General features: G+C 62.9%; 16 protein-coding genes. 8 read left to right on the top strand and 8 right to left on the bottom strand.

All coding sequences use genetic code 11. The features are described 5' to 3' along the window. Positions 1-211: 211 nt before the first annotated feature. The 6 genes from lexA to uvrA all read left to right on the top strand — a co-directional run bounded on the left by lexA (position 212) and on the right by uvrA (position 10,425). Positions 212-829 carry a transcriptional repressor LexA gene (gene lexA / locus APH41_RS01850; protein WP_054917138.1) on the top strand — a complete coding sequence of 206 codons (618 nt, stop codon included), beginning with the start codon at positions 212-214 and terminating at the stop codon, positions 827-829. Beyond that, positions 829-1,443, top strand: coding sequence for a translesion DNA synthesis-associated protein ImuA (imuA, locus tag APH41_RS01845; protein WP_003191873.1), 615 nt, complete (start codon positions 829-831; stop codon positions 1,441-1,443). The genes lexA and imuA overlap by 1 nt, the downstream gene beginning before the upstream one ends. Positions 1,444-1,450: 7 nt before the next feature. Beyond that, positions 1,451-2,866: a DNA polymerase Y family protein gene (locus APH41_RS01840; RefSeq protein WP_054917136.1), complete on the top strand. Its 1,416-nt coding sequence runs from the start codon at positions 1,451-1,453 to the stop codon at positions 2,864-2,866. A gap of 157 nt (positions 2,867-3,023) precedes the next feature. Beyond that, positions 3,024-6,095 carry an error-prone DNA polymerase gene (locus tag APH41_RS01835; RefSeq protein WP_054917135.1) on the top strand — a complete coding sequence of 1,024 codons (3,072 nt, stop codon included), beginning with the start codon at positions 3,024-3,026 and terminating at the stop codon, positions 6,093-6,095. 101 nt (positions 6,096-6,196) lie between these two features. Continuing rightward, entirely contained in the window at positions 6,197-7,909 is a 1,713-nt protein-coding gene (locus APH41_RS01830) for an ATP-binding protein (RefSeq protein WP_054917134.1), read from the top strand. Further along, a complete protein-coding gene (gene uvrA, locus APH41_RS01825; protein WP_054898518.1) occupies positions 7,906-10,425 on the top strand; it encodes an excinuclease ABC subunit UvrA in 2,520 nt (839 codons plus the stop codon). Before APH41_RS01830 ends, uvrA begins: the two co-directional genes overlap by 4 nt. A gap of 115 nt (positions 10,426-10,540) precedes the next feature. Here uvrA and argE read toward each other — a convergent pair whose 3' ends face one another. The 5 genes from argE to APH41_RS01800 form a co-directional block, all read right to left on the bottom strand. Beyond that, complete coding sequence (gene argE, locus APH41_RS01820; RefSeq protein ID WP_054917132.1) at positions 10,541-11,683, bottom strand: acetylornithine deacetylase; 1,143 nt, start codon at positions 11,681-11,683, stop codon at positions 10,541-10,543. Then, entirely contained in the window at positions 11,680-12,357 is a 678-nt protein-coding gene (locus APH41_RS01815) for a DUF1028 domain-containing protein (protein WP_054898520.1), read from the bottom strand. The genes argE and APH41_RS01815 overlap by 4 nt, the downstream gene beginning before the upstream one ends. A gap of 11 nt (positions 12,358-12,368) precedes the next feature. After that, entirely contained in the window at positions 12,369-12,779 is a 411-nt protein-coding gene (locus APH41_RS01810; protein ID WP_054917131.1) for a RidA family protein, read from the bottom strand. Between the two features lie 23 nt (positions 12,780-12,802). Then, positions 12,803-14,134, bottom strand: coding sequence for a flavin-containing monooxygenase (locus tag APH41_RS01805; RefSeq protein ID WP_371262604.1), 1,332 nt, complete (start codon positions 14,132-14,134; stop codon positions 12,803-12,805). A 189-nt stretch (positions 14,135-14,323) separates the two neighbouring features. Then, positions 14,324-14,926, bottom strand: coding sequence for a response regulator transcription factor (locus APH41_RS01800; RefSeq protein ID WP_054898522.1), 603 nt, complete (start codon positions 14,924-14,926; stop codon positions 14,324-14,326). Between the two features lie 180 nt (positions 14,927-15,106). On the opposite strand from APH41_RS01800, the gene APH41_RS01795 reads away from it, so the two are divergent. Continuing rightward, entirely contained in the window at positions 15,107-16,720 is a 1,614-nt protein-coding gene (locus APH41_RS01795; RefSeq protein ID WP_054917126.1) for a hybrid sensor histidine kinase/response regulator, read from the top strand. Here the strand turns inward: APH41_RS01795 and APH41_RS01790 are convergent. Then, entirely contained in the window at positions 16,710-17,045 is a 336-nt protein-coding gene (locus APH41_RS01790; RefSeq protein WP_044273082.1) for a hypothetical protein, read from the bottom strand. The two genes, APH41_RS01795 and APH41_RS01790, sit on opposite strands and share 11 nt — an antisense overlap. A 176-nt stretch (positions 17,046-17,221) precedes the next feature. On the opposite strand from APH41_RS01790, the gene APH41_RS01785 reads away from it, so the two are divergent. After that, a complete protein-coding gene (locus tag APH41_RS01785; protein ID WP_054917124.1) occupies positions 17,222-17,704 on the top strand; it encodes a GNAT family N-acetyltransferase in 483 nt (160 codons plus the stop codon). On the opposite strand, the gene APH41_RS01780 is transcribed toward APH41_RS01785, so the two are convergent. Both APH41_RS01780 and APH41_RS01775 read right to left on the bottom strand, forming a co-directional pair. After that, on the bottom strand, positions 17,688-18,176 hold the full coding sequence (locus tag APH41_RS01780; RefSeq protein ID WP_054898524.1) for an HIT family protein: 489 nt from the start codon (positions 18,174-18,176) through the stop codon (positions 17,688-17,690). The genes APH41_RS01785 and APH41_RS01780 overlap by 17 nt on opposite strands. A 234-nt stretch (positions 18,177-18,410) precedes the next feature. After that, a partial coding sequence (locus tag APH41_RS01775; protein ID WP_256220078.1) for an Hcp family type VI secretion system effector occupies positions 18,411-18,884 on the bottom strand: 474 nt, incomplete at its 5' end.

The raw sequence follows: 18,884 nt of genomic DNA, 5'->3' as shown, positions 1-18,884 counted from the left end.
CAAGAGCCCTTTTGGTTACTTTTGGGGCTCTTTTCCAAAAGTGACCCGCTGTAAAAGCGGAACCCTAAGTGGCCGTTACCGCAGCAATGGATATGTACTCGGTATAACTGCGTCGACTGTCAGGCCGCCATCGCAGGCAAGCCAGCTCCCACAGGTGTAACACCCAGCCCCGACTGACGGTTATTGTCAGAAATTTCCCACAGGAGTACAAATGTACTCCATGACAAACCTGACTCCCCGCCGCACCGCCATCCTGACCTTCATTCGCGAGCGCATCGCGCAACAAGGCCAGCCTCCCAGCCTCGCCGAGATCGCCGAGGCGTTCGGCTTCGCCTCGCGCAGCGTCGCCCGCAAGCATGTGGTGGCGCTGACCGAAGCTGGGTTTATCGAGGTCAACCCCAACCAGGCCCGTGGCATTCGCTTGCTCAATCAACCTGCGCGTCCCGAGTGGCTGGATGTACCGGTGCTCGGTCGTGTGGCGGCCGGTCGGCCGATTGGCGCCGATGCCGAGGTGCACAGCCGCTTGCAACTGGACCCCGCCACTTTCGCCAAAACCCCCGATTACCTGCTGCGGGTGCAGGGCGATTCGATGATTGAAGATGGCATTCTCGATGGCGACCTGGTGGGCGTGCGCCGCAGTGCCGAAGCCTTGAACGGGCAGATTGTGGTGGCGCGCCTGGACGGCGACGTCACCATCAAGCGTTTCGAGCGCAGTGGCGACAGGGTTCGCCTGTTGCCGCGCAACCCGGCCTATCAACCCATCGTGGTCGGGCCCGAGCAGGACTTGGCCATCGAAGGCGTGTTCTGCGGCCTGGTGAGGCAAGGCTGATGGGCGCCGTGGTTGCCCTGGACTCGCTGTTCAATGGCGGGCGAGTCTGGAAGGGCCGGCCCGCCGCGCCCCCGGCCAGCGTACATCCTACGGGGCTGGCGGCGCTGGATGCGGTGCTGCCCAGTGGCGGCTGGCCGGAATCGGCCTTGAGTGAAATCCTGATGGCCCAGGACGGGGTGGGCGAGTTGCAACTGGTGCTGCCTACCCTGGCGCGCCTGTCGGCCTTGGGCGAGCGCATTGTGCTGGTGGCGCCGCCCTATACCCCCTATCCCCATGCGTGGCAGAACGCCGGGGTGGATGTGCGCCAGCTGTCCATCATCCGGGCCGAGGAGCGTGACGCGTTGTGGGCGGTGGAGCAATGCCTGCGTTCTGGCAGTTGCGGCGCGGTGTTGTGTTGGCCGCGCAAGGCCGATGATCGTGCCTTGCGGCGTTTGCAGGTGGCGGCCGAAACCGGGCAGACCCTGGCGTTTGCCTGGCGCTCCCTGAGCGAGGCGATCAATGCCTCGCCTGCCGCCCTGCGCCTGGCGGTCGAGGCCAGGCCCGCGCAAGTGCGGGTGCTCAAGTGCCGTGGCGGGCTGGCCCATCCGGCGCCAATTGCCCTGGCGGGGCATTGAGGTTGCCATGCGTTGGGTGTGTATTGTCTTCCCGCAATTGGCGCTGGACGGGGCACAGCGTGTGCACCCCGAACCCGAGCAGCCGCTGGCGCTGCTGGCCGGCACGCCGCAGCGGCGCGTGTTGCAAACCGTCAACGCCGCCGCACGCGCCTTGGGCCTGCGCCCCGGGCAATCGTTGACGGCAGCCCATGCCCTGGTCAAGCAGTTTGCCTGTGTCGAATACGACCCGCTGGAGATCGAGCGCCTGCAGCAGTTTCTGGCCGCCTGGGCCTACCGATTCAGCTCCCAGGTCAGCCTGTATTACCCACGGGCCTTGTTGTTCGAGATCGAATCGAGCCTGGGCCTGTTCGGCCCCTGGCCGCACCTCGAGGCGCGTTTGCGCAAAGAGCTGACCGAACTTGGCTTTCGTCATCGCATCGTCGCTGCGCCCAACCCGGCGGCGGCGCGGATATTGGCAAACGGCTACGACGGCCTGGCCGTGGCCGATGACAGCGCCCTGATGCAGGCCCTGGCGTCGCTGCCTGTCGACCGTGCAGGCCTTGAACCCCAGGCCGCCACCGCCTTGTCGCGCATGGGCCTGCGCAGCCTGGCCCAGGTGCAGGCCTTGCCCCGGCATACCCTGGCGCGACGTTTTGACGCCAGCCTGCTCAAGCACCTCGACGCCCTGAGCGGGCAGCGGCCATTGGCCCTGGATTTTTATCAACCGCCCGACCAGTTCGATGCACGCATCGAGTTGAATTTCGATGTGCAATCCCACCAGGCGCTGTTGTTCCCCTTGCGGCGTTTGACCGGCGACCTGTCCGCGTTCCTGTGCGGCCGCGACAGTGGCGTGCAGCGCTTTGACCTGCACCTGGAACACGCCCAGGCACAAGACAGCGTGATCAAGGTGGGCCTGCTCAGCGCCGAGCGCGAGCCTTCAATGTTGTTCGAACTGGCCCGTGGGCGCCTGGAGCAGGTACAGGTCACCGCGCCGGTGCGGGGTGTGCGCCTGGTGGCCGAGGACTTGCCGGTGTTCGTGCCGCAACGCCAGGACCTGTTCGACGACCGCCCGCAACAAACCCTGCCGTGGGAACAGTTGCGCGAACGCCTGCGTGCACGCCTGGGGGATGAGGCGGTGCAGGGCCTGCGTTTTCAGGCCGACCATCGCCCTGAATGCGCCTGGCAGGCTGCGACCGACCACCAGGCGTGCCCGAGCTTGAACAAGGTCCGCCGCCCAGGCTGGTTATTGCCGCAACCGACCTTGCTGGCCGAACACGGCGTACAGATCCTGATGGGTCCGGAGCGCATTGAATCCGGCTGGTGGGATGGCGCCGATGTTCGCCGCGACTATTACCTGGTCCAGACCCGCGCCGGCCAGCAGGGTTGGGCCTATCGCACGGTGGGGCAAGGCGATGGGCTGTGGTTGCAAGGGTGGTTTGCATGAGCATCCCCTCAGCTGGAGCGCACTTACTGTGGCGAGCAAGCTTGCTTGCGCTGGGGTGCGTAGCGCCCCCAATAAAAGCCGGAGACTGCTGCGCAGTCAGCGGGAGCAAGCTCCCTCGCCACAGCAAGCTCGCTCCTACAACAGGGGGTGGGGGCGCATGAATTATGCCGAGCTGCACTGCCTGTCCAATTTCAGCTTCCAGCGTGGTGCCTCCAGTGCGCTGGAGCTTTTCGAGCGCGCCAAGCGCCAAGGCTACAGCGCCCTGGCGATTACCGATGAATGCACGCTGTCAGGCATCGTGCGTGCCTGGCAAGCCGCCAAAGCCGTGGACTTGCCGTTGATTATCGGCAGCGAAATGCACATCGAAAATGGCCCGAAACTGGTGCTGCTGGTGGAGAACCTGAGCGGTTACCAGCACCTGTGCCGGCTGATCACCCTGGCCCGGCGTCGGGCTGAAAAGGGCAGTTATCGCCTGCTACAGGAAGATTTCGAGCAACCGTTGCCCGGCCTGTTGGCGTTGTGGGTGGCGCAAGACAGCGACACCCAGGCCAGCCTCGACTGGCTGCGCCGCACCTTCGACCAGCGCCTGTGGCTGGCGGTGCACCTGCACTGTGGGCAGGACGATGCGCGCCATCTGCAACAGCGCTTGCAACTGGCCCACAGCCTGCAAATCCCTGCCGTGGCCTGCGGCGATGTGCATATGCATGCGCGAGGCCGCCGTGCCCTGCAAGACACCATGACCGCCATCCGTCACCACGTGCCGGTGGCCGAAGCTGGCACGCGCCTGCACCCCAATGGCGAACGCCACCTGCGCAGCCTCGACGCGCTGGCGGCGCTGTACCCCCAGGCCTTGCTGGATGAAACCCTCGCCCTCGCGCGGCGCTGCACCTTCGACCTCGGCCAGTTGCGCTATCACTATCCACGCGAGCTGGTACCCGCGGGGCATGACGCCCAATCCTGGCTGCGCGCCCTCACCGAAGAAGGCATCGCCCAGCGCTGGCCCGAAGGCATCGACGACAAGACCTTGCAGCAAATCCATCGTGAACTGCAGCTGATCAGCGAGCTGGGTTACGAAAGCTATTTCCTTACGGTGCATGACATCGTGCGTTTCGCCCGCAGCCGTTCGATCCTGTGCCAGGGCCGGGGTTCGGCGGCTAACTCGGCGGTGTGTTTTGCCCTGGGCATCACCGAAATCAACCCGAGCCTGACCAACCTGCTGTTCGAGCGCTTCCTGTCCAAAGAGCGCAACGAGCCGCCGGACATCGACGTGGACTTTGAGCACGAACGCCGCGAAGAGGTGCTGCAATACGTGTTCCAGCGCTATGGCCGCACCCGTGCAGCCTTGACGGCGGTGGTCAGCAGTTACCACGCCACGGGCGCGGTACGTGATGTGGCCAAGGCCCTCGGGCTGCCGGCGGACCAGATCAACGTCTTGGCCGATTGCTGCGGGCGCTGGAGCGATGAGGCGCCGCCGTTGGAGCGCCTGCGTGAAAGCGGCTTCGACCCGGACAGCCCACTGCTGCGGCGTGTCTTGACATTGACCCAGCAACTGATCGGTTTTCCGCGGCACCTGTCCCAGCACCCTGGCGGCTTTGTGATCAGCGAATACCCGCTGGACACCCTGGTGCCGGTGGAAAATGCGGCCATGGCCGAGCGCACCATTATCCAGTGGGACAAAGACGACCTCGACGCCGTCGGTTTGCTCAAGGTGGACATCCTTGCCCTGGGCATGCTCAGCGCGATCCGCCGCTGCTTCGATTTGCTGCGCCGACATCGCCACCGGGACTTGAGCCTGGCCACGATTCCCAAGGAAGACCCGGCCACCTACGCCATGATCAGCAAGGCCGACACCATCGGTGTGTTCCAGATCGAGTCGCGGGCGCAGATGTCGATGTTGCCCCGGCTCAAGCCGCAGACGTTTTATGACCTGGTGATCGAGGTTGCCATTGTGCGGCCTGGGCCGATCCAGGGCGGCATGGTGCATCCGTACTTGCGTCGGCGGAATAATGAAGAGCCCACCACCTATCCGTCGCCGCAATTGAAGGCCGTGCTGGAACGCACCCTGGGCATCCCGCTGTTCCAGGAACAGGTGATGCAAATCGCGATGGTCGCCGCCGACTACAGCCCTGGCGAGGCCGACCAGTTGCGCCGCTCCATGGCCGCCTGGAAACGCCACGGCGGCCTGGAGCCGCATCAGCAGCGCCTGCGCACCGGCATGCTGAAGAATGGCTACACCGAAGCCTTTGCCGCGCAGATTTTCGAGCAGATCAAGGGCTTTGGCAGCTATGGTTTCCCGGAGTCCCACGCCGCCAGTTTCGCCTTGCTGACCTATGCCAGTTGCTGGCTCAAATGCCATGAGCCGGCGGCCTTTGCCTGCGCCCTGATCAACAGCTGGCCCATGGGCTTCTACAGCCCGGACCAGATCCTGCAGGACGCCCGGCGCCATCGCTTGCAGATCCGCCCGGTAGATGTGCAGGCCAGCGACTGGGAATGCAGCCTGGAGCCCATCGACGGCCAGCAACCGGCGATTCGCCTGGGCTTGCGCATGATCTCGGGGTTTCGCGAGGACGACGGGCGGCGTATCGAAGCGGCGAGGCAGCAGCGGCTGTTCAATGACATCGCTGACCTGGACGCGCGCGCCGGGCTGGATACGCGTGCCCAGGCGCTGTTGGCGGATGCCGGGGCCTTGCGCGCCCTGGCCGGCAACCGCCATCAGGCGCGCTGGGACGTGGCCGGTGTGCATCAGCAACTGGGCTTGTTTGCCGGCCTGCCGAGCCCCGATGAAACGCGGGTGGCATTACCCGAACCTACGGTCGGCGAAGATTTGCACGCCGATTACGCCACCCTCGGTACCACCCTGGGGCCCCATCCCCTGGCGTTGTTGCGCGCCGAGTTACGCCGGCGCCGCTGCCGCAGTTCCCAGGAATTGCTGGCGGTGGAACATGGGCGCAACGTGAGCATCGCCGGGTTGGTCACTGGCCGCCAGCGCCCTGGCACGGCGAGCGGCGTGACCTTTGTCACCCTGGAAGATGAGTTCGGCAACCTCAATGTGGTGGTCTGGCGCGACCTGGCCGAGCGTCAGCGCCAGGCGCTGGTGGGCTCGCGTTTGCTCAAGGTGGACGGCCGGTGGGAGGCGGTAGGTGAGGTGCGGCATTTGATCGCGGGGCGCCTCACCGATTTGACGCCGTTGCTGGATGGAATGGTGGTGCGCAGCCGGGATTTTCATTGAGTTCCAGGGGTTTGTGCATTCCTCTGTGCTCAGGATGAAACCATCCACCGCTGGCGCGCTCCAAAACTTGCGACTGTCTTGTCCCTGCACAGAGCCCAATCATGCAATTTTTATCCAACCCCCATGGCTGTGAAGGCTGGGCCGGCGAAATGGCCCAGCGGATTCGCACGTTTGACTGGTCAAGTACCGACCTTGGCCCCTTGGATCAGTGGTCCACGAGCCTGGCTTGCACCGTGCAAATGATGCTCGCCTCACCCGTGCCGATGGTGATGCTGTGGGGGCGGGCGGGGTACATGATCTACAACGACAGCTATTCGGTATTTGCCGGCGGGCGCCATCCCTACCTCTTGGGCACTCCGGTCGAACTGGGCTGGCCGGAAGTAGCCGAGTTCAATCGGCACGTGGTGGATACGTGCCTGGCGGGCGGTACCTTGTCGTTCAATAACAAGGAGCTGGTGTTATCGCGTCACGGCCAACCGGAAAGCGTATGGCTGGACCTCTATTACAGCCCCGTGGCCGGGGACAACCAACAGCCGGCCGGGGTGCTGGCGATTGTGGTGGAAACCACCGAACTGGTGAAGTCCGAGCGGGTGCGCCAGGAGCTCACCCATAATCTGGAGCAACGCGTAGCCGCTGAAGTGCAGGCGCGGTCTGCCGCAGAAGACCAGTTGCGCCAGTCACAGAAGCTGGAAGCGATTGGCGGCCTGACCGGTGGCGTGGCCCATGACTTCAATAACCTGCTGCAAGTGATCGCCGGCAACCTGCATTTGCTCGCCAGGCATGAGCCGGACAATTGTCAGGTGCAACGTCGCGTCACCGCGGCCATCGCCGCCGTGGAGCGAGGGGCCAAGCTGTCGTCGCAACTGCTGGCCTTTGCCCGTCGCCAGCCCTTGTCTCCGGCGGTGTACAACCCGCAGCGCATCTACGCCGGCCTGGGCGAGCTGTTGCAACGGGCGTTGGGGGAAACCATCCATATCGACGTGCAACTGCCCCAGGACTCCTGGTGCATCAATGTCGACCGCAACCAGCTGGAAAACGCGCTGCTCAACCTGGCGATCAACGCCCGCGATGCCATGCAAGGCGAGGGTGTGATTCGTATCACCGGAGAAAACGTCATCCTCAACCCGGACGATTGCATCGGTAAAAGCATCAAGCCCGGCGAGTACGTGCGCCTGGCAGTGGCCGACACCGGCGTGGGCATGTCCGAGGCGACGCTCAAGCGCGCATTCGAACCCTTCTTTACCACCAAGCGCGAAGGCCACGGCACCGGCCTGGGCCTGAGCATGGTGTTCGGTTTTGTGCGCCAAAGTGGCGGGCACGTGGACATGTGGAGCGAGGAGGGCAAGGGCTCGGTGGTGCAGATGTATTTCCCCCACTGCCTGGAGCCTGAATGCCTCGACGACTACAGTGATGCGGACCTGCAAGGCGGCGGCCAGGAAACCATCCTGGTGGTCGAGGACAACGAAGGCGTGCGCCTGACGGTGGTCGAGTTGCTGCAGCAGTCGGGTTATACCGTACTGACCGCCGAGGATGGCGACCGCGCGATGCAAGTGTTGCAGCGCGGCGTGTCGCCGGACCTGATCTTCACCGATGTGGTGATGCCGGGTCGGGTCAAGAGCACCGATCTGGCCACCTGGGCCCGCGCGCAGAACCCGCCGGTGCCGGTGCTGTTTACCTCGGGCCACACCCGCGACATTCTGTCTTCCAATCATCTGCTCAGCGCCGATATCCACCTGCTGAGCAAACCCTACAGCCCCGATGCCCTGACCCAACGCGTGCGCAGGGTGCTAAGCGCAAGACAAGGTTGCCCATGACTTCACAGCGCAACATCCCACCGCTCACCGCCCGGCAAACGGGCTTCGTCAGGGTGCGTGGCGCCCGTGAACATAATTTGCGCAATGTCGATGTGGATATTCCCCGGGACGCCTTGGTGGTATTTACCGGCGTGTCTGGCTCCGGCAAATCGTCTCTGGCGTTTTCCACGGTGTACGCGGAGGCCCAGCGCCGCTATTTCGAATCGGTGGCGCCCTATGCGCGGCGCTTGATCGACCAGGTCGGCGTGCCGGACGTAGACAGCATCGAAGGCTTGCCGCCTGCCGTGGCCCTGCAACAGCAACGGGGTACACCCAGTGCGCGCTCGTCGGTGGGCAGTGTCACCACCTTGTCGAGCTTGATCCGCATGCTCTATTCCCGCGCCGGCCGCTATCCGAAAGGGCAGGCCATGTTGTATGCCGAGGACTTCTCGCCGAACCTGCCCCAGGGCGCGTGCCCGCAATGCCACGGCCTGGGCCGCGTGTATGAAGTGACCGAAGCGCTGATGGTGCCCGATCCGTCCTTGACCATCCGCCAGCGTGCAGTGGCGTCCTGGCCGTTGGCGTGGCAGGGCCAGAACCTGCGCGACATCCTCGTGACCCTGGGTTATGACGTGGACATCCCGTGGCGCGAGCTGCCGAAAAAGCAGCGCGACTGGATCCTGTTCACCGAAGAAACCCCCACCGTACCGGTGTACGCCGGCTTCACCCCGCAGCAGACCCGCGAGGCGTTGAAACGCAAGTTGGAGCCCAGTTACCAAGGCACCTTCAGCGGCGCTCGGCGCTATATCCTGCACACCTTCGCCAACACCCAAAGCGCGCTGATGAAAAAGCGTGTATCGCAGTTCATGCAAGGCAGTGCCTGCCCATTGTGCGAGGGCAAACGCCTGAACCAGGCGGCGTTGTCGGTGAAGTTTGCCGGGGTGGATATCGGTGAGCTGTCGCAATTGTCCCTGGCGCAATTGGCCGAGTTGCTGCAGCCGGTGGCCGCGGGGCACGACACGATGAAGCTGTCGGTGGAAAAACGCCTGGCGGCCCAGCGCATCGCCCAGGACCTGCTCGAACGGGTCAACACCTTGATCGAACTGGGCCTGGGCTATCTGTCCCTGGAGCGCAGCACGCCGACCCTGTCGTCCGGGGAACTGCAGCGTCTGCGCCTGGCTACCCAATTGGGCTCGCAGTTGTTCGGTGTTATTTATGTGCTCGATGAGCCTTCGGCGGGCCTGCACCCGGCGGATGGCGAAGCATTGTTCACCGCGCTTGATCGTTTGAAGGCCGCGGGCAATTCGCTGTTTGTGGTGGAACATGACCTGGAAACCATGCGCCGCGCCGACTGGCTGATCGACGTGGGCCCGGCTGCCGGCGAACATGGCGGGCAAGTGCTGTACAGCGGGCCGCCCGCAGGGTTGGCGGATGTCGAGGCCTCGCAGACCCGCGAATACCTGTTTGCCTCACCTCGCCCGGCCAATGTGCCAAGCCGCGAGCCGGCCGGTTGGCTGAAGCTCAAAGGCGTGACGCGAAATAACCTGAAAGATTTGAACGTGGATTTCCCGCTGGGCTGTTTCACCGCGGTGACGGGGATTTCCGGCTCGGGCAAATCCAGCCTGGTCAGCCAGGCGCTGCTGGAATTGGTGGGCACGGGCCTGGGGCGTGTGCTGGAAAGCGACGACGAACCGAGCCTGGAAGATGCTGCACCGCAAGCCAGTGGCGGGCGCATCAGCGCCGGGCTCGAGCACATTCAGCGCCTGGTGCAGGTGGACCAGAAGCCCATCGGCCGCACGCCGCGTTCCAACCTGGCGACCTACACCGGGCTGTTCGACAACGTGCGCAAACTGTTTGCCGCCACGCCAGCGGCCAAGAAACGCAATTACGATGCCGGGCAGTTCTCCTTCAACGTCGCCAAGGGCCGTTGCCCGAACTGTGAGGGTGAAGGTTTTGTCAGCGTTGAATTGCTGTTCATGCCCAGCGTGTACGCGCCATGCCCGACCTGTCACGGCGCGCGCTATAACCCCGACACCCTGGCGATCAAATGGCAGGGCTTGAACATCGCCCAGGTGCTGGGGTTGACGGTGGAGCAAGCGGTGCAGGTGTTTGCCGAGCAGCCGGGCATCCTGCGTTCGTTAGTCGTGCTGCGCGATATCGGCCTGGGTTATCTGCGCCTCGGGCAGCCGGCCACCGAGTTGTCGGGCGGTGAGGCACAGCGCATCAAGCTCGCTACCGAGTTGCAACGCAATGCCCGGGGCGCCACCTTGTATGTGCTGGACGAGCCGACCACCGGGTTGCACCCCAGGGACGTCGATCGTTTGCTCAGCCAACTGAACCAGTTGGTGGATGCGGGGCATACGGTGGTTGTGGTGGAGCATGAAATGCGCGTTGTGGCCCAAAGTGACTGGGTGATTGATATCGGGCCGGGAGCAGGGGACTTGGGCGGGAGAGTCGTGGCGTGTGGGGCGCCGCAGAAGGTGGCCAAGAGCAAGACCAGCCGGACTGCGCCGTTTCTTGCTCGGGAGCTGGTCTGACTGGAGGCTGGCCTTTTGTGGGAGCTGGCTTGCCTGCGATGATGGCCCCCAGCCGACCCCTATCTGCCTGATCCAACACGATCCATTTGCATTGTCTGTGGAAGCAGTGTTTGGCTCAGCGGATCGAGTCCAGCATGCGCCCCAACATGGCATCACATCCCGCCAATTGCGCTACGCTCACAAACTCATCCGGCTTATGCCCCTGCTCCATGCTCCCGGGCCCGCATACCACGGTGGGAATGCCTGCCGCATCAAACAGCCCGCCTTCGGTGCCAAACGCTACGGTGCCGAACGCTTGCGAGCCGCAAAACGCCGCAATCAGCTGCGCCGCCTGGCTGTGCTCATCCGTGACCAGCCCCGGGTAGGCCGACAGCTCTGTGAACCGAATGGAGCTCTGCTTGCTGACCGCCTGCATACGCGGCAGTACCTGCTGCATGGCGTACGCTTGCAGTTCTTGAGCGACTTCAGCGGGGTCCGAGGCGGGCAGGGCGCGTACTTCAAAGTCAAAGCGACAATCGGCCGGGACGATGTTCAATGCCTTGCCACCACTGATCAGGCCGGTCTGTACCGTGCTGAAAGGTGGGTTGAAACGTGGGTCCTGGTGCGAACGCAAGCGCTGGCCGATGCGCCCGAGTTCGCAGATCAGATCGGCGGCATGTTCGATCGCATTCACCCCCGAGGGCGCATACGCCGAATGACATGCTTGACCCTGTATGTCGCAGCGCATCGCCAACTTGCCCTTATGACCCAACACCGGTTTGAGTTCGGTCGGTTCGCCGATGATGCACAGCATGGGTTTCACCGGGCGCTGTTCCAGAACAGCGAGCAATGAGCGTACGCCCAGGCATCCGACTTCTTCATCGTAGGACAGGGCGATATGCACCGGCAGGCGCAACGGTGTTTTGACCAGTGCGGGTACCAACGCCAGTACGCACGCGATATACCCCTTCATGTCGGCGGTGCCGCGCCCGAACAGCTTGCCGTCACGCTCGGTCAACGTGAACGGCGGCAGGGTCCAGGGTTGCCCATCCACTGGCACCACGTCGGTATGCCCCGACAGCACGATACCTGGCAGCTCAACCGGGCCGACGCTGGCAAACAGGTTGGCCTTGGTGCGTTGCGCGTTGTAGACCAACTCGCTGGCGATACCAAACCCGGCCAGGTAATCGCGCACAAACTCGATCAACTGAAGGTTGGACTCACGGCTGGTGGTGTCGAAGCCCACCAGCGTTTCCAGCAGGTCGCGGCTGCGGCTCATCGCTCGTCTCCGGCCACGCCGTAGCCGGGGGAGCGGTCGGGGGCGAGGGCGCGATCGATATAGTCCTGTACCTGTGGGCGGTAGGCGTCCCAGAGTTTTTGCAATTCGCCAATCGGCGCTTCGTCGGCCCAATCCACGCGCAAGTTGATGATCGGCCAAGTCAACTCGCCCACCACCACCAGCGCGGCGGAATGCACCGGACCGGCTTCGCCACCGGCGGCGATGGCGGCATGCATCGCTGCCAGCAACCGGTCTGCGAGCTGGCCTTCGCCCTGTTCAAAGGCCGAGACCATCGCGGTGATGACTTCACGGTCGGCGAGCATGTTGCCCGCCGCCACGCATTGCTCGCCCGATACCGCGTGATGGGTACCCAGGGTCTGGCTGCCGCTGAAATGCACGCTGCGGCCCAGGTGGTCAATCGCCGTCAGTTGCCGATACTGGCTGTAGCCGTTGCGGGTGAGTGCTTTGTCCACGGCATCGTCTGGGGCCAGGCCCTGTTCCAGCCCGTCGAGCACGTCTGGGCCGAGGGCCGGCAAGGTGATGTTCTGGGTCGATACCGCGCCCACGCCGGGCCGCAGCCATGGGCAGCGAGCGCCTACGGCGATACTTGATGAGCTGATGGCGACGCCCAACTGGCCGGTTTCCGCGCAGCGGCCAACGATTGAAAAGGTCATGGCTAGCCTCCTTACTCTGGGATAACCGCGATCACATCGATTTCCATCAGCCACTGCGGCTGGCCCAGGGCCGAGACCACCAGCCCGGTGGAAATCGGGAATACGCCCTTGAGCCACTTGCCCACTTCCTGATACACCGGCTCGCGGTAGCGTGGGTCGACCAAGTAGGTGGTGGTTTTGACGATGTGGCTGAGGTCGCTGCCGGCTTCTTCGAGCAGTTGCTTGACGTTTTTCATCGCCTGTTCGGCCTGCGCCCGAGGGTCGCCGAGGCCCACCAGGTTGCCATCGAAATCAGTGCCCACCTGGCCGCGTACATACACGGTGTTGCCGGCGCGCACGGCCTGGCACAGGTCGTTATCCAGGCTCTGGTTGGGATAGGTTTCTTTGGTGTTGAACATGCGGATGCGAGTGTGAGTAGGCATCAAAAAACTCCAGGAAAAAGTGATCAGGCGCTGACAGGGGTCTGGCGGGCAACCGGCGCGGCTTCGCGGTACTCGAGGTACTGACGCTGGATAGCGATATGGTCGGCTACGTATTTGGCGTCGTGCCACACCCCCCAGATAAACGACGAGCCACGCCGCGATTGCCATGGCAAACCGAGGAAGTAGATGCCGGCTTCGCTGGATACACCACGTTGGTGTTGCGGCTTGCCGGCGGCGTCGAAAGCGTCCACCTGTAGCCAGCTGTAGTCCACGGCAAACCCGGTGGCCCAGATCATCGAGGTGATACCCGCTTCGGCCAGGTCCAGCGTCAGGATTGGCTGCTTGATGCATTCAGCGTCGGGAAACACGCGACGTGCTTCGGGCTCCTGGGGCAGGTCGAGACCATTGCGTTCGACATACGCGTCGGCCGCGTCCAGCAGGGCCAGGTAGTTCTCATCCCCGCGTGCCAGGTTTTCCACCAGGTTGGGTTGGAACGTCGCCACTGTGCCGTCGAAGGCTTGGGTCAGGCCAACCAGGGTCATGCCTTGCTGGGCCAGTTCACGGAAGTCGATGGTCTTGCCGCCGTGGGCGCCGCTCACAGCAATGGTCACGTGTTCACGGCCAGGTTTCATCGCCGCCTGGTCCCACTCGCCCAAAACCCCCAGCCACCAGCAGAAATCCCGGTTGCGATAGGCGCGGGGCGGGCGGTCATGGGCGCCTACCGACAGGTAGACCTGGCGACCGGCGCGCTGCAGTTCATCGGCGATTTGTACGCCGGAAGAACCGGCGCCCACCACTAATACGGCGCCCGCCGGCAGTTGCCCAGGGTTGCGATAGTCGGCGGAATGGATCTGGTGCAGAGCCGTGCCTGTCGGCGCTATGCCTGGAATCACGGGCTTCTGGAATGGCCCGGTGGCGGCGACCACGCGGTTGGCTTCGATCACACCTTCACTGGTGTGCACGGTGAAGCCGGGGCGGCCGATGTTACGTACCACTGACGTCACGTCCACGCCAGTGCGGATCGGCGCATTGAATTTGCGTGCGTAGGCTTCAAAGTAATCGGCGACACGCTCTTTTGGCGCGAAGCCATCGGCAGGGACGTCGTCGAATTCCAGACCGGGGAAGCGGTCATGCCAGGCCGGGCCGTTGGCGACCAACGAGTCCCAGCGCCCGGTGCGCCAGCGTTCGGCGATACGGCTGCGCTCCAGCACCAGGTGCGGCACGCCTTGCTTGCTCAAATGCTCGCTCATGGCCACGCCAGCCTGACCTGCGCCCACCACCAGCGTGTCTATTTTTGTTATTGCTTGAGTCATGTGTCTGTCCTTGCGTAATGCAGTTGGATTCAGCTTGGGCATGACGTCAAGTTAGGGGGCGGGCGGTGATTAATAAAATATTATTAAGTTGGGAATTGAGCATAAATATCGGATGCAGAGGGGGCTGTAGGAGCTAGCTTGCTCGCGAAAAACGTCAACGCTAACGCGTGTTTTCTGAGTCAACGCGGCGCCTGTGGTTTTCTCGCGAGTAAGCTCGCTCCTACAAACAGCTTAGAGCTCTCCGGAGTACTTCACCGCCGCCGCCGCCCGCGACGGTACCTTCAGACTGCGCAGCAGGGACGACACATGAATGCGCACGGTAAACGGCGAGATATCCAGGGCCTTGGCGATTTCCTTGTTGGTCTTGCCCTGGGCAATCAGGCGCAACACTTCCTGCTGGCGGGTGGTAAGGGTATGAGTGTCCAGCGGCAGCAGGCCCGACGGCGCGAACTTGACCAGCACTTCGCCGGCGCGTATCGCCAGCAGCGCCTGGCCGATCTCATCCGGGGCGATGTTCTTGCCGATAAAACCGTCGACGCCCAAGGCCATGACTTGTTCGATCAGCGCAGGGTCGTCGACCATCGACACCACCACCAAGGTGGTGCGTCGCAGTTGCTGGCGCATTTCGGCCAGTTGGCTGATGCAGGTCAGGCCGGGAAAGCGCAAATCGAGGATCAGGGTATCGACCTCGCCCGCCTCGCGCAGCAACGTATTCACCGTGGCCAGGTCGCCGGCCTCTTGCACCTGGGCGTCGGGCAGCAAGCGTTGCACGGTGCGCGCCATGCCTTCGCGAAACATGGGGTGGTCGTCGGCGATGATGATCCGGCCGGTCATGGTGAGCTCCTTCCTGGGGCCAGGTTGTGTCGAGGCATGCTACTTTATTTACCCTCGGTGTAGGAGCGAGCTTGCTCGCGAAGCACGCACCGGCACCGCGTATTCCCAGGTCAACGCGTTATCGTTGACGTTTTTCGCGAGCAAGCTCGCTCCTACAGATGATAGGTCAAGGATATGACGATGAGCCCCGAGACCAACTCCGAACTCGATCAGGCTAATCTGCGCATCGTGGTGGCCAGCATCGCTATCGTTTACATCGGCGTGCTGGGCTTTTTGCCTGGGCAGTCGTTGGACACCTATCTGCCGGTGATCCTGTATATCTTGCTGTTCCTGCTGGCATCCATCGTGTTGCGCCAGGTGATCGCACGCTGGCCTGGGCATTATCCGGCGCGGCGGATCTTCGGCATGATCCACGACTACACGGGCACTTCGTTCGGCCTGGTGATGGGCGGTGAGGCGGCATTGCCGCTGTATGCGGTGATGGTCTGGGTGAACCTGGGCAACGGCATGCGCTACGGTTCGCGCTACCTGGCAATTGCGACGGGGCTGGCGTTGCTGGCGCTGTTGATCGTGTACCAACTCACGCCGCTGTGGCAGGCGCAACCCTTCATGATGCTGATGCTGATGATCACCAGCACAGTGATCCCGGTGTACGCCCATATCCTGTTGGAGCGCACACGCAAGGCTTCCGAGCAAGCCATCGCAGCCAACCTGGAAAAGTCGCGCTTTCTTGCCCAGGCCAGCCATGACCTGCGCCAGCCGATCCACTCCATCGGCCTGTTCACCGCCTGCTTGCGCGAAGCCCGCTTGGGGGAGGACGAACAGCGCCTGGTGGACAATATCGACCGCTCTTTGCTTAACGTGTCGCAATTGTTTCGTTCGATTCTCGACCTTTACACCCTCGACAACGGACGCCTGTTGCCCAAATACCAAGTGATTCACCTGGGTGACTTTCTCGCCGACCTGGTGCGCCAGAACGCCGAGGCTGCGCGCTGGGCTGGAGTGCAGTTGCGCTTGCGCGCCGGCGCTCACTGGGTGCTGGTCGACCCGGCCATGTTGGCAACGATGGTGCAGAACCTGCTTTCCAATTGCTTCAAATACGGCGCGCAACGACCAGTGCTGATCGGTGTGCGTGTTCGCGATAACGGCTTGGTGGTGGAGGTGCACGACCAGGGGCGGGGCATTGCCAGGGAGCATCTGTCAAAGGTCTTCGAAGAGTTTTATCGCGTGCGCCAACTGCGTGACAAGGACGTTGAAGGCGTGGGCCTTGGGCTGTCCATCGTCAAGCGCCTGGGGCAGTTGATGGGGTTGCAGGTGAGCCTGCGTTCGCGGGTGGGCCATGGCACCTCAGTGAGTCTGCATGGCCTGGCCCTGGCCACCGCGCCGCGTCAACCGGCAGTGCGTGACGATGCTCGCCAGGCCGGTCTGCTCAGCGGTCTGAAAGTGTGCCTGGTGGAGGATGACTACAACGTGCTGCTCGCCACCCAAGCTTTGCTCGAGCGCTGGGGGTGCGAGGTGCAGGCCGAGTCCACGGGGCAGGGCTTGGTCAGCGACTGCGACATCATCGTTGCCGACTACGATCTGGGCAACCATGCCACCGGCATTGAATGCATCGACCAGCTACGCGAACAACGCGGCTGGGCGGTGCCAGCGCTGATCCTCACCGGGCACGATGTGGAGAAAATCCAGGCCGCGTTGCATGATCGGCAGATCGCTATCCTCTCCAAACCGGTACGCCCTGCGGAGCTGCGCGGCACCCTGCGTGAGCTCAGTCAGGAAAAAATTACTGCATGAACGGCGTCAACCCATTGCCTTTGGCGCCCTTGGGCATGCAGTAGGCCGCGGGCTTCATCAGGCCGAAGCTGGCAATCGCGAACGCGCCGCCGCTCGCACCGCTGGGCACGGAGCAGTTGTACTCGCCGGAGGCTGTGTTAGCGACGTAGTAGGTGGTCATGGAGTCGCTGCGCACATTGGAAATACGTTTTACCGGCTCGCCCAGATTGGTTTCCGAAAGCTTCTTGAGATGATCTTCGGTGGGTTTGATATTGCTGCAACCGGCGACGCCGATGATCAAGGCGCCCAGCAGGGCAAGGCGAGTGACAGGGGAGTGGAGTTTCATGGTGCTTCTTCCTTGGGGTTGTTTTGGTTTTTCCAACGCGCAAAGAACCCGCGCGCATTGAGTGCGCGGTGTGGGTGAGAACGTTGGAAGTGCCGCGGAATATAGCGCCGCCGTGGGGTGGGGTCGATTAGCACAAATGGGCTAGTGGCAGTTTGAGGTCATGGAAGGAGCTTGCGATGCTGGAGATAAAACGTGCCACGCCGGATGACGCCGAGCGTGCGTTCGAGATTCGACGCGAGGCCATTCGCGGCCAATGCATTGGCGCCTACAGCGCTGAGCAAATGGCGCTCTGGACCCGAGGTCACGCCAGCGATGGCTACAGCGTGTTGATGGAAAAACAGTTCTACATGGGCTGGCTGAATGACGAGCCTGTCGCCACCGGTATGCTCGATCTTGCCGACGGTGAAATAGGGGCCTTGTTTGTATTGCCCGCTTACATGGGGCAAGGCCTTGGCAAGGCAATGCTTGCTCATCTGGAAGGCGTGGCACGCCAGCAAGCGATTGAACAGGTTGTGCTGGATGCGACCTTGAACGCGGTAAGTTTTTATAGCGCGTGCGGGTATGTAGGCGATGAGCAGGCGGTGTATCGCTCTCCGTCCGGGTTGGTGCTGGCGTGTGTGCCGATGGTGAAGCGGCTGCGCGTTATGAGTCCCGCTTGAATGCAGCGCGCAATTGCTCGATCACCTGCGCCACCCCTGGCCCGTGAACCTGCGGCGGGGTGAGGCTCTCGCCAAACTCGCGCCATACAAACAGGGTCAGTTCAGCGCCATCGGTCATGGGTTCGAGGGGCGGCGTACCGAAAGCGTACAGCGAGCGGTAGCGTTCGTCCTGCCAGAACGCTCGCTCCACCCAGTCATAGACAGGAATGAAGTGAAAGTGCAGCGGGAAACCCGGCATATGTCCGTAGCGGCTGATATATAGCCACTTCGGCTGGAGCTGGGCTTGCATCACTCGTTGGATGTTGGCGAGCAAACCGCCCATTTCGGCCAGTGCGGCTTCTGGCATGTCAGCGAGGGAGTCAACCGGTACCTTGGCGCCAAGCATCAGGTAGCCCGGCAGCTTCGACGCTAGGTGGTGGTTGAGCTGCCAGTGCTCGGTCTGGTGAAGGATGAAGGCCGGGTCGATGTGCATACGCGCGCGTCCGTGTGGGCGGGAGCGCCAGGATAACAAAACTGCGGGCTTGCTCGCGAAGGCGGCCTGATAGCCGACCAGATGTCAGATCAGACCGCGTACATATCCGTTATTCAGGTAACGGCCACCTAGGGTTCCGCAATGGCGGCGGCTCACTTTGCAAAAGCGGCAAATCAAGCAAAACGCTCTTGCCCCATTACTCGGCACCTCGTTAGCGGGGCCCTATCGCCCTGCTTAGCCGCCGGCCACTGGACTGCGCCAGTCGTCCGAACCGGACGTCCCGGCGACCTCGTGAGTCCAGATGATCTTGCGATAGCTGAAGTGCACGTCCTCCAGATGGGTGAAGTGGGCGTTGTCGGGGTCCTGGCAGTTGGGCATGCGCGATTGGATGTCCACGATGGTCGCGCCTTCCAGTTCAATGGTGAAATAGTGCTCCAGAGTCCCGGAGGAAGAGTTGCGCAGCCATTCCAGCCGGCAGGACACTTCTTCGCCGGTAGTCAGGGCGCTGAACAGCAAGGGTGAGGATTTATCGAAAACCTTGCTGATCATCAGCGGTTTGTGCACGCGCTGACCGGTTGGCTGGCCGGATTGCGGGTCGCGAGGAATGATCACCTGGTGGGCAAATGCTTGTACCAGTATCTGGTCCTCATGACCTTCCTGATAAATGCTGCCTACCGAGTCCTGAGTAAATGTGCCTGCCGTAATCAA

The sequence above is a fragment of the Pseudomonas sp. NBRC 111138 genome (assembly GCF_001320835.1).
GTDB lineage: Bacteria > Pseudomonadota > Gammaproteobacteria > Pseudomonadales > Pseudomonadaceae > Aquipseudomonas > Aquipseudomonas paracarnis.
This window is presented reverse-complemented; position numbering and strand designations above follow the sequence as displayed.

What these genes read in the sequence shown, in the direction of transcription:
- argE (WP_054917132.1), bottom strand. Translation starts at nt 11,683, where the DNA reads ATGAGCCGCAGCCGCGACCTGCTGGAAACGCTGGTGGGCTTCGACACC.
- APH41_RS01830 (WP_054917134.1), top strand. Translation starts at nt 6,197, where the DNA reads ATGCAATTTTTATCCAACCCCCATGGCTGTGAAGGCTGGGCCGGCGAA.
- uvrA (WP_054898518.1), top strand. Translation starts at nt 7,906, where the DNA reads ATGACTTCACAGCGCAACATCCCACCGCTCACCGCCCGGCAAACGGGC.
- APH41_RS01800 (WP_054898522.1), bottom strand. Translation starts at nt 14,926, where the DNA reads ATGACCGGCCGGATCATCATCGCCGACGACCACCCCATGTTTCGCGAA.
- APH41_RS01780 (WP_054898524.1), bottom strand. Translation starts at nt 18,176, where the DNA reads ATGCACATCGACCCGGCCTTCATCCTTCACCAGACCGAGCACTGGCAG.
- APH41_RS01840 (WP_054917136.1), top strand. Translation starts at nt 1,451, where the DNA reads ATGCGTTGGGTGTGTATTGTCTTCCCGCAATTGGCGCTGGACGGGGCA.
- APH41_RS01835 (WP_054917135.1), top strand. Translation starts at nt 3,024, where the DNA reads ATGAATTATGCCGAGCTGCACTGCCTGTCCAATTTCAGCTTCCAGCGT.
- lexA (WP_054917138.1), top strand. Translation starts at nt 212, where the DNA reads ATGTACTCCATGACAAACCTGACTCCCCGCCGCACCGCCATCCTGACC.
- imuA (WP_003191873.1), top strand. Translation starts at nt 829, where the DNA reads ATGGGCGCCGTGGTTGCCCTGGACTCGCTGTTCAATGGCGGGCGAGTC.
- APH41_RS01810 (WP_054917131.1), bottom strand. Translation starts at nt 12,779, where the DNA reads ATGCCTACTCACACTCGCATCCGCATGTTCAACACCAAAGAAACCTAT.
- APH41_RS01805 (WP_371262604.1), bottom strand. Translation starts at nt 14,134, where the DNA reads ATGCCCAAGCTGAATCCAACTGCATTACGCAAGGACAGACACATGACT.
- APH41_RS01785 (WP_054917124.1), top strand. Translation starts at nt 17,222, where the DNA reads ATGCTGGAGATAAAACGTGCCACGCCGGATGACGCCGAGCGTGCGTTC.
- APH41_RS01790 (WP_044273082.1), bottom strand. Translation starts at nt 17,045, where the DNA reads ATGAAACTCCACTCCCCTGTCACTCGCCTTGCCCTGCTGGGCGCCTTG.
- APH41_RS01815 (WP_054898520.1), bottom strand. Translation starts at nt 12,357, where the DNA reads ATGACCTTTTCAATCGTTGGCCGCTGCGCGGAAACCGGCCAGTTGGGC.
- APH41_RS01795 (WP_054917126.1), top strand. Translation starts at nt 15,107, where the DNA reads ATGAGCCCCGAGACCAACTCCGAACTCGATCAGGCTAATCTGCGCATC.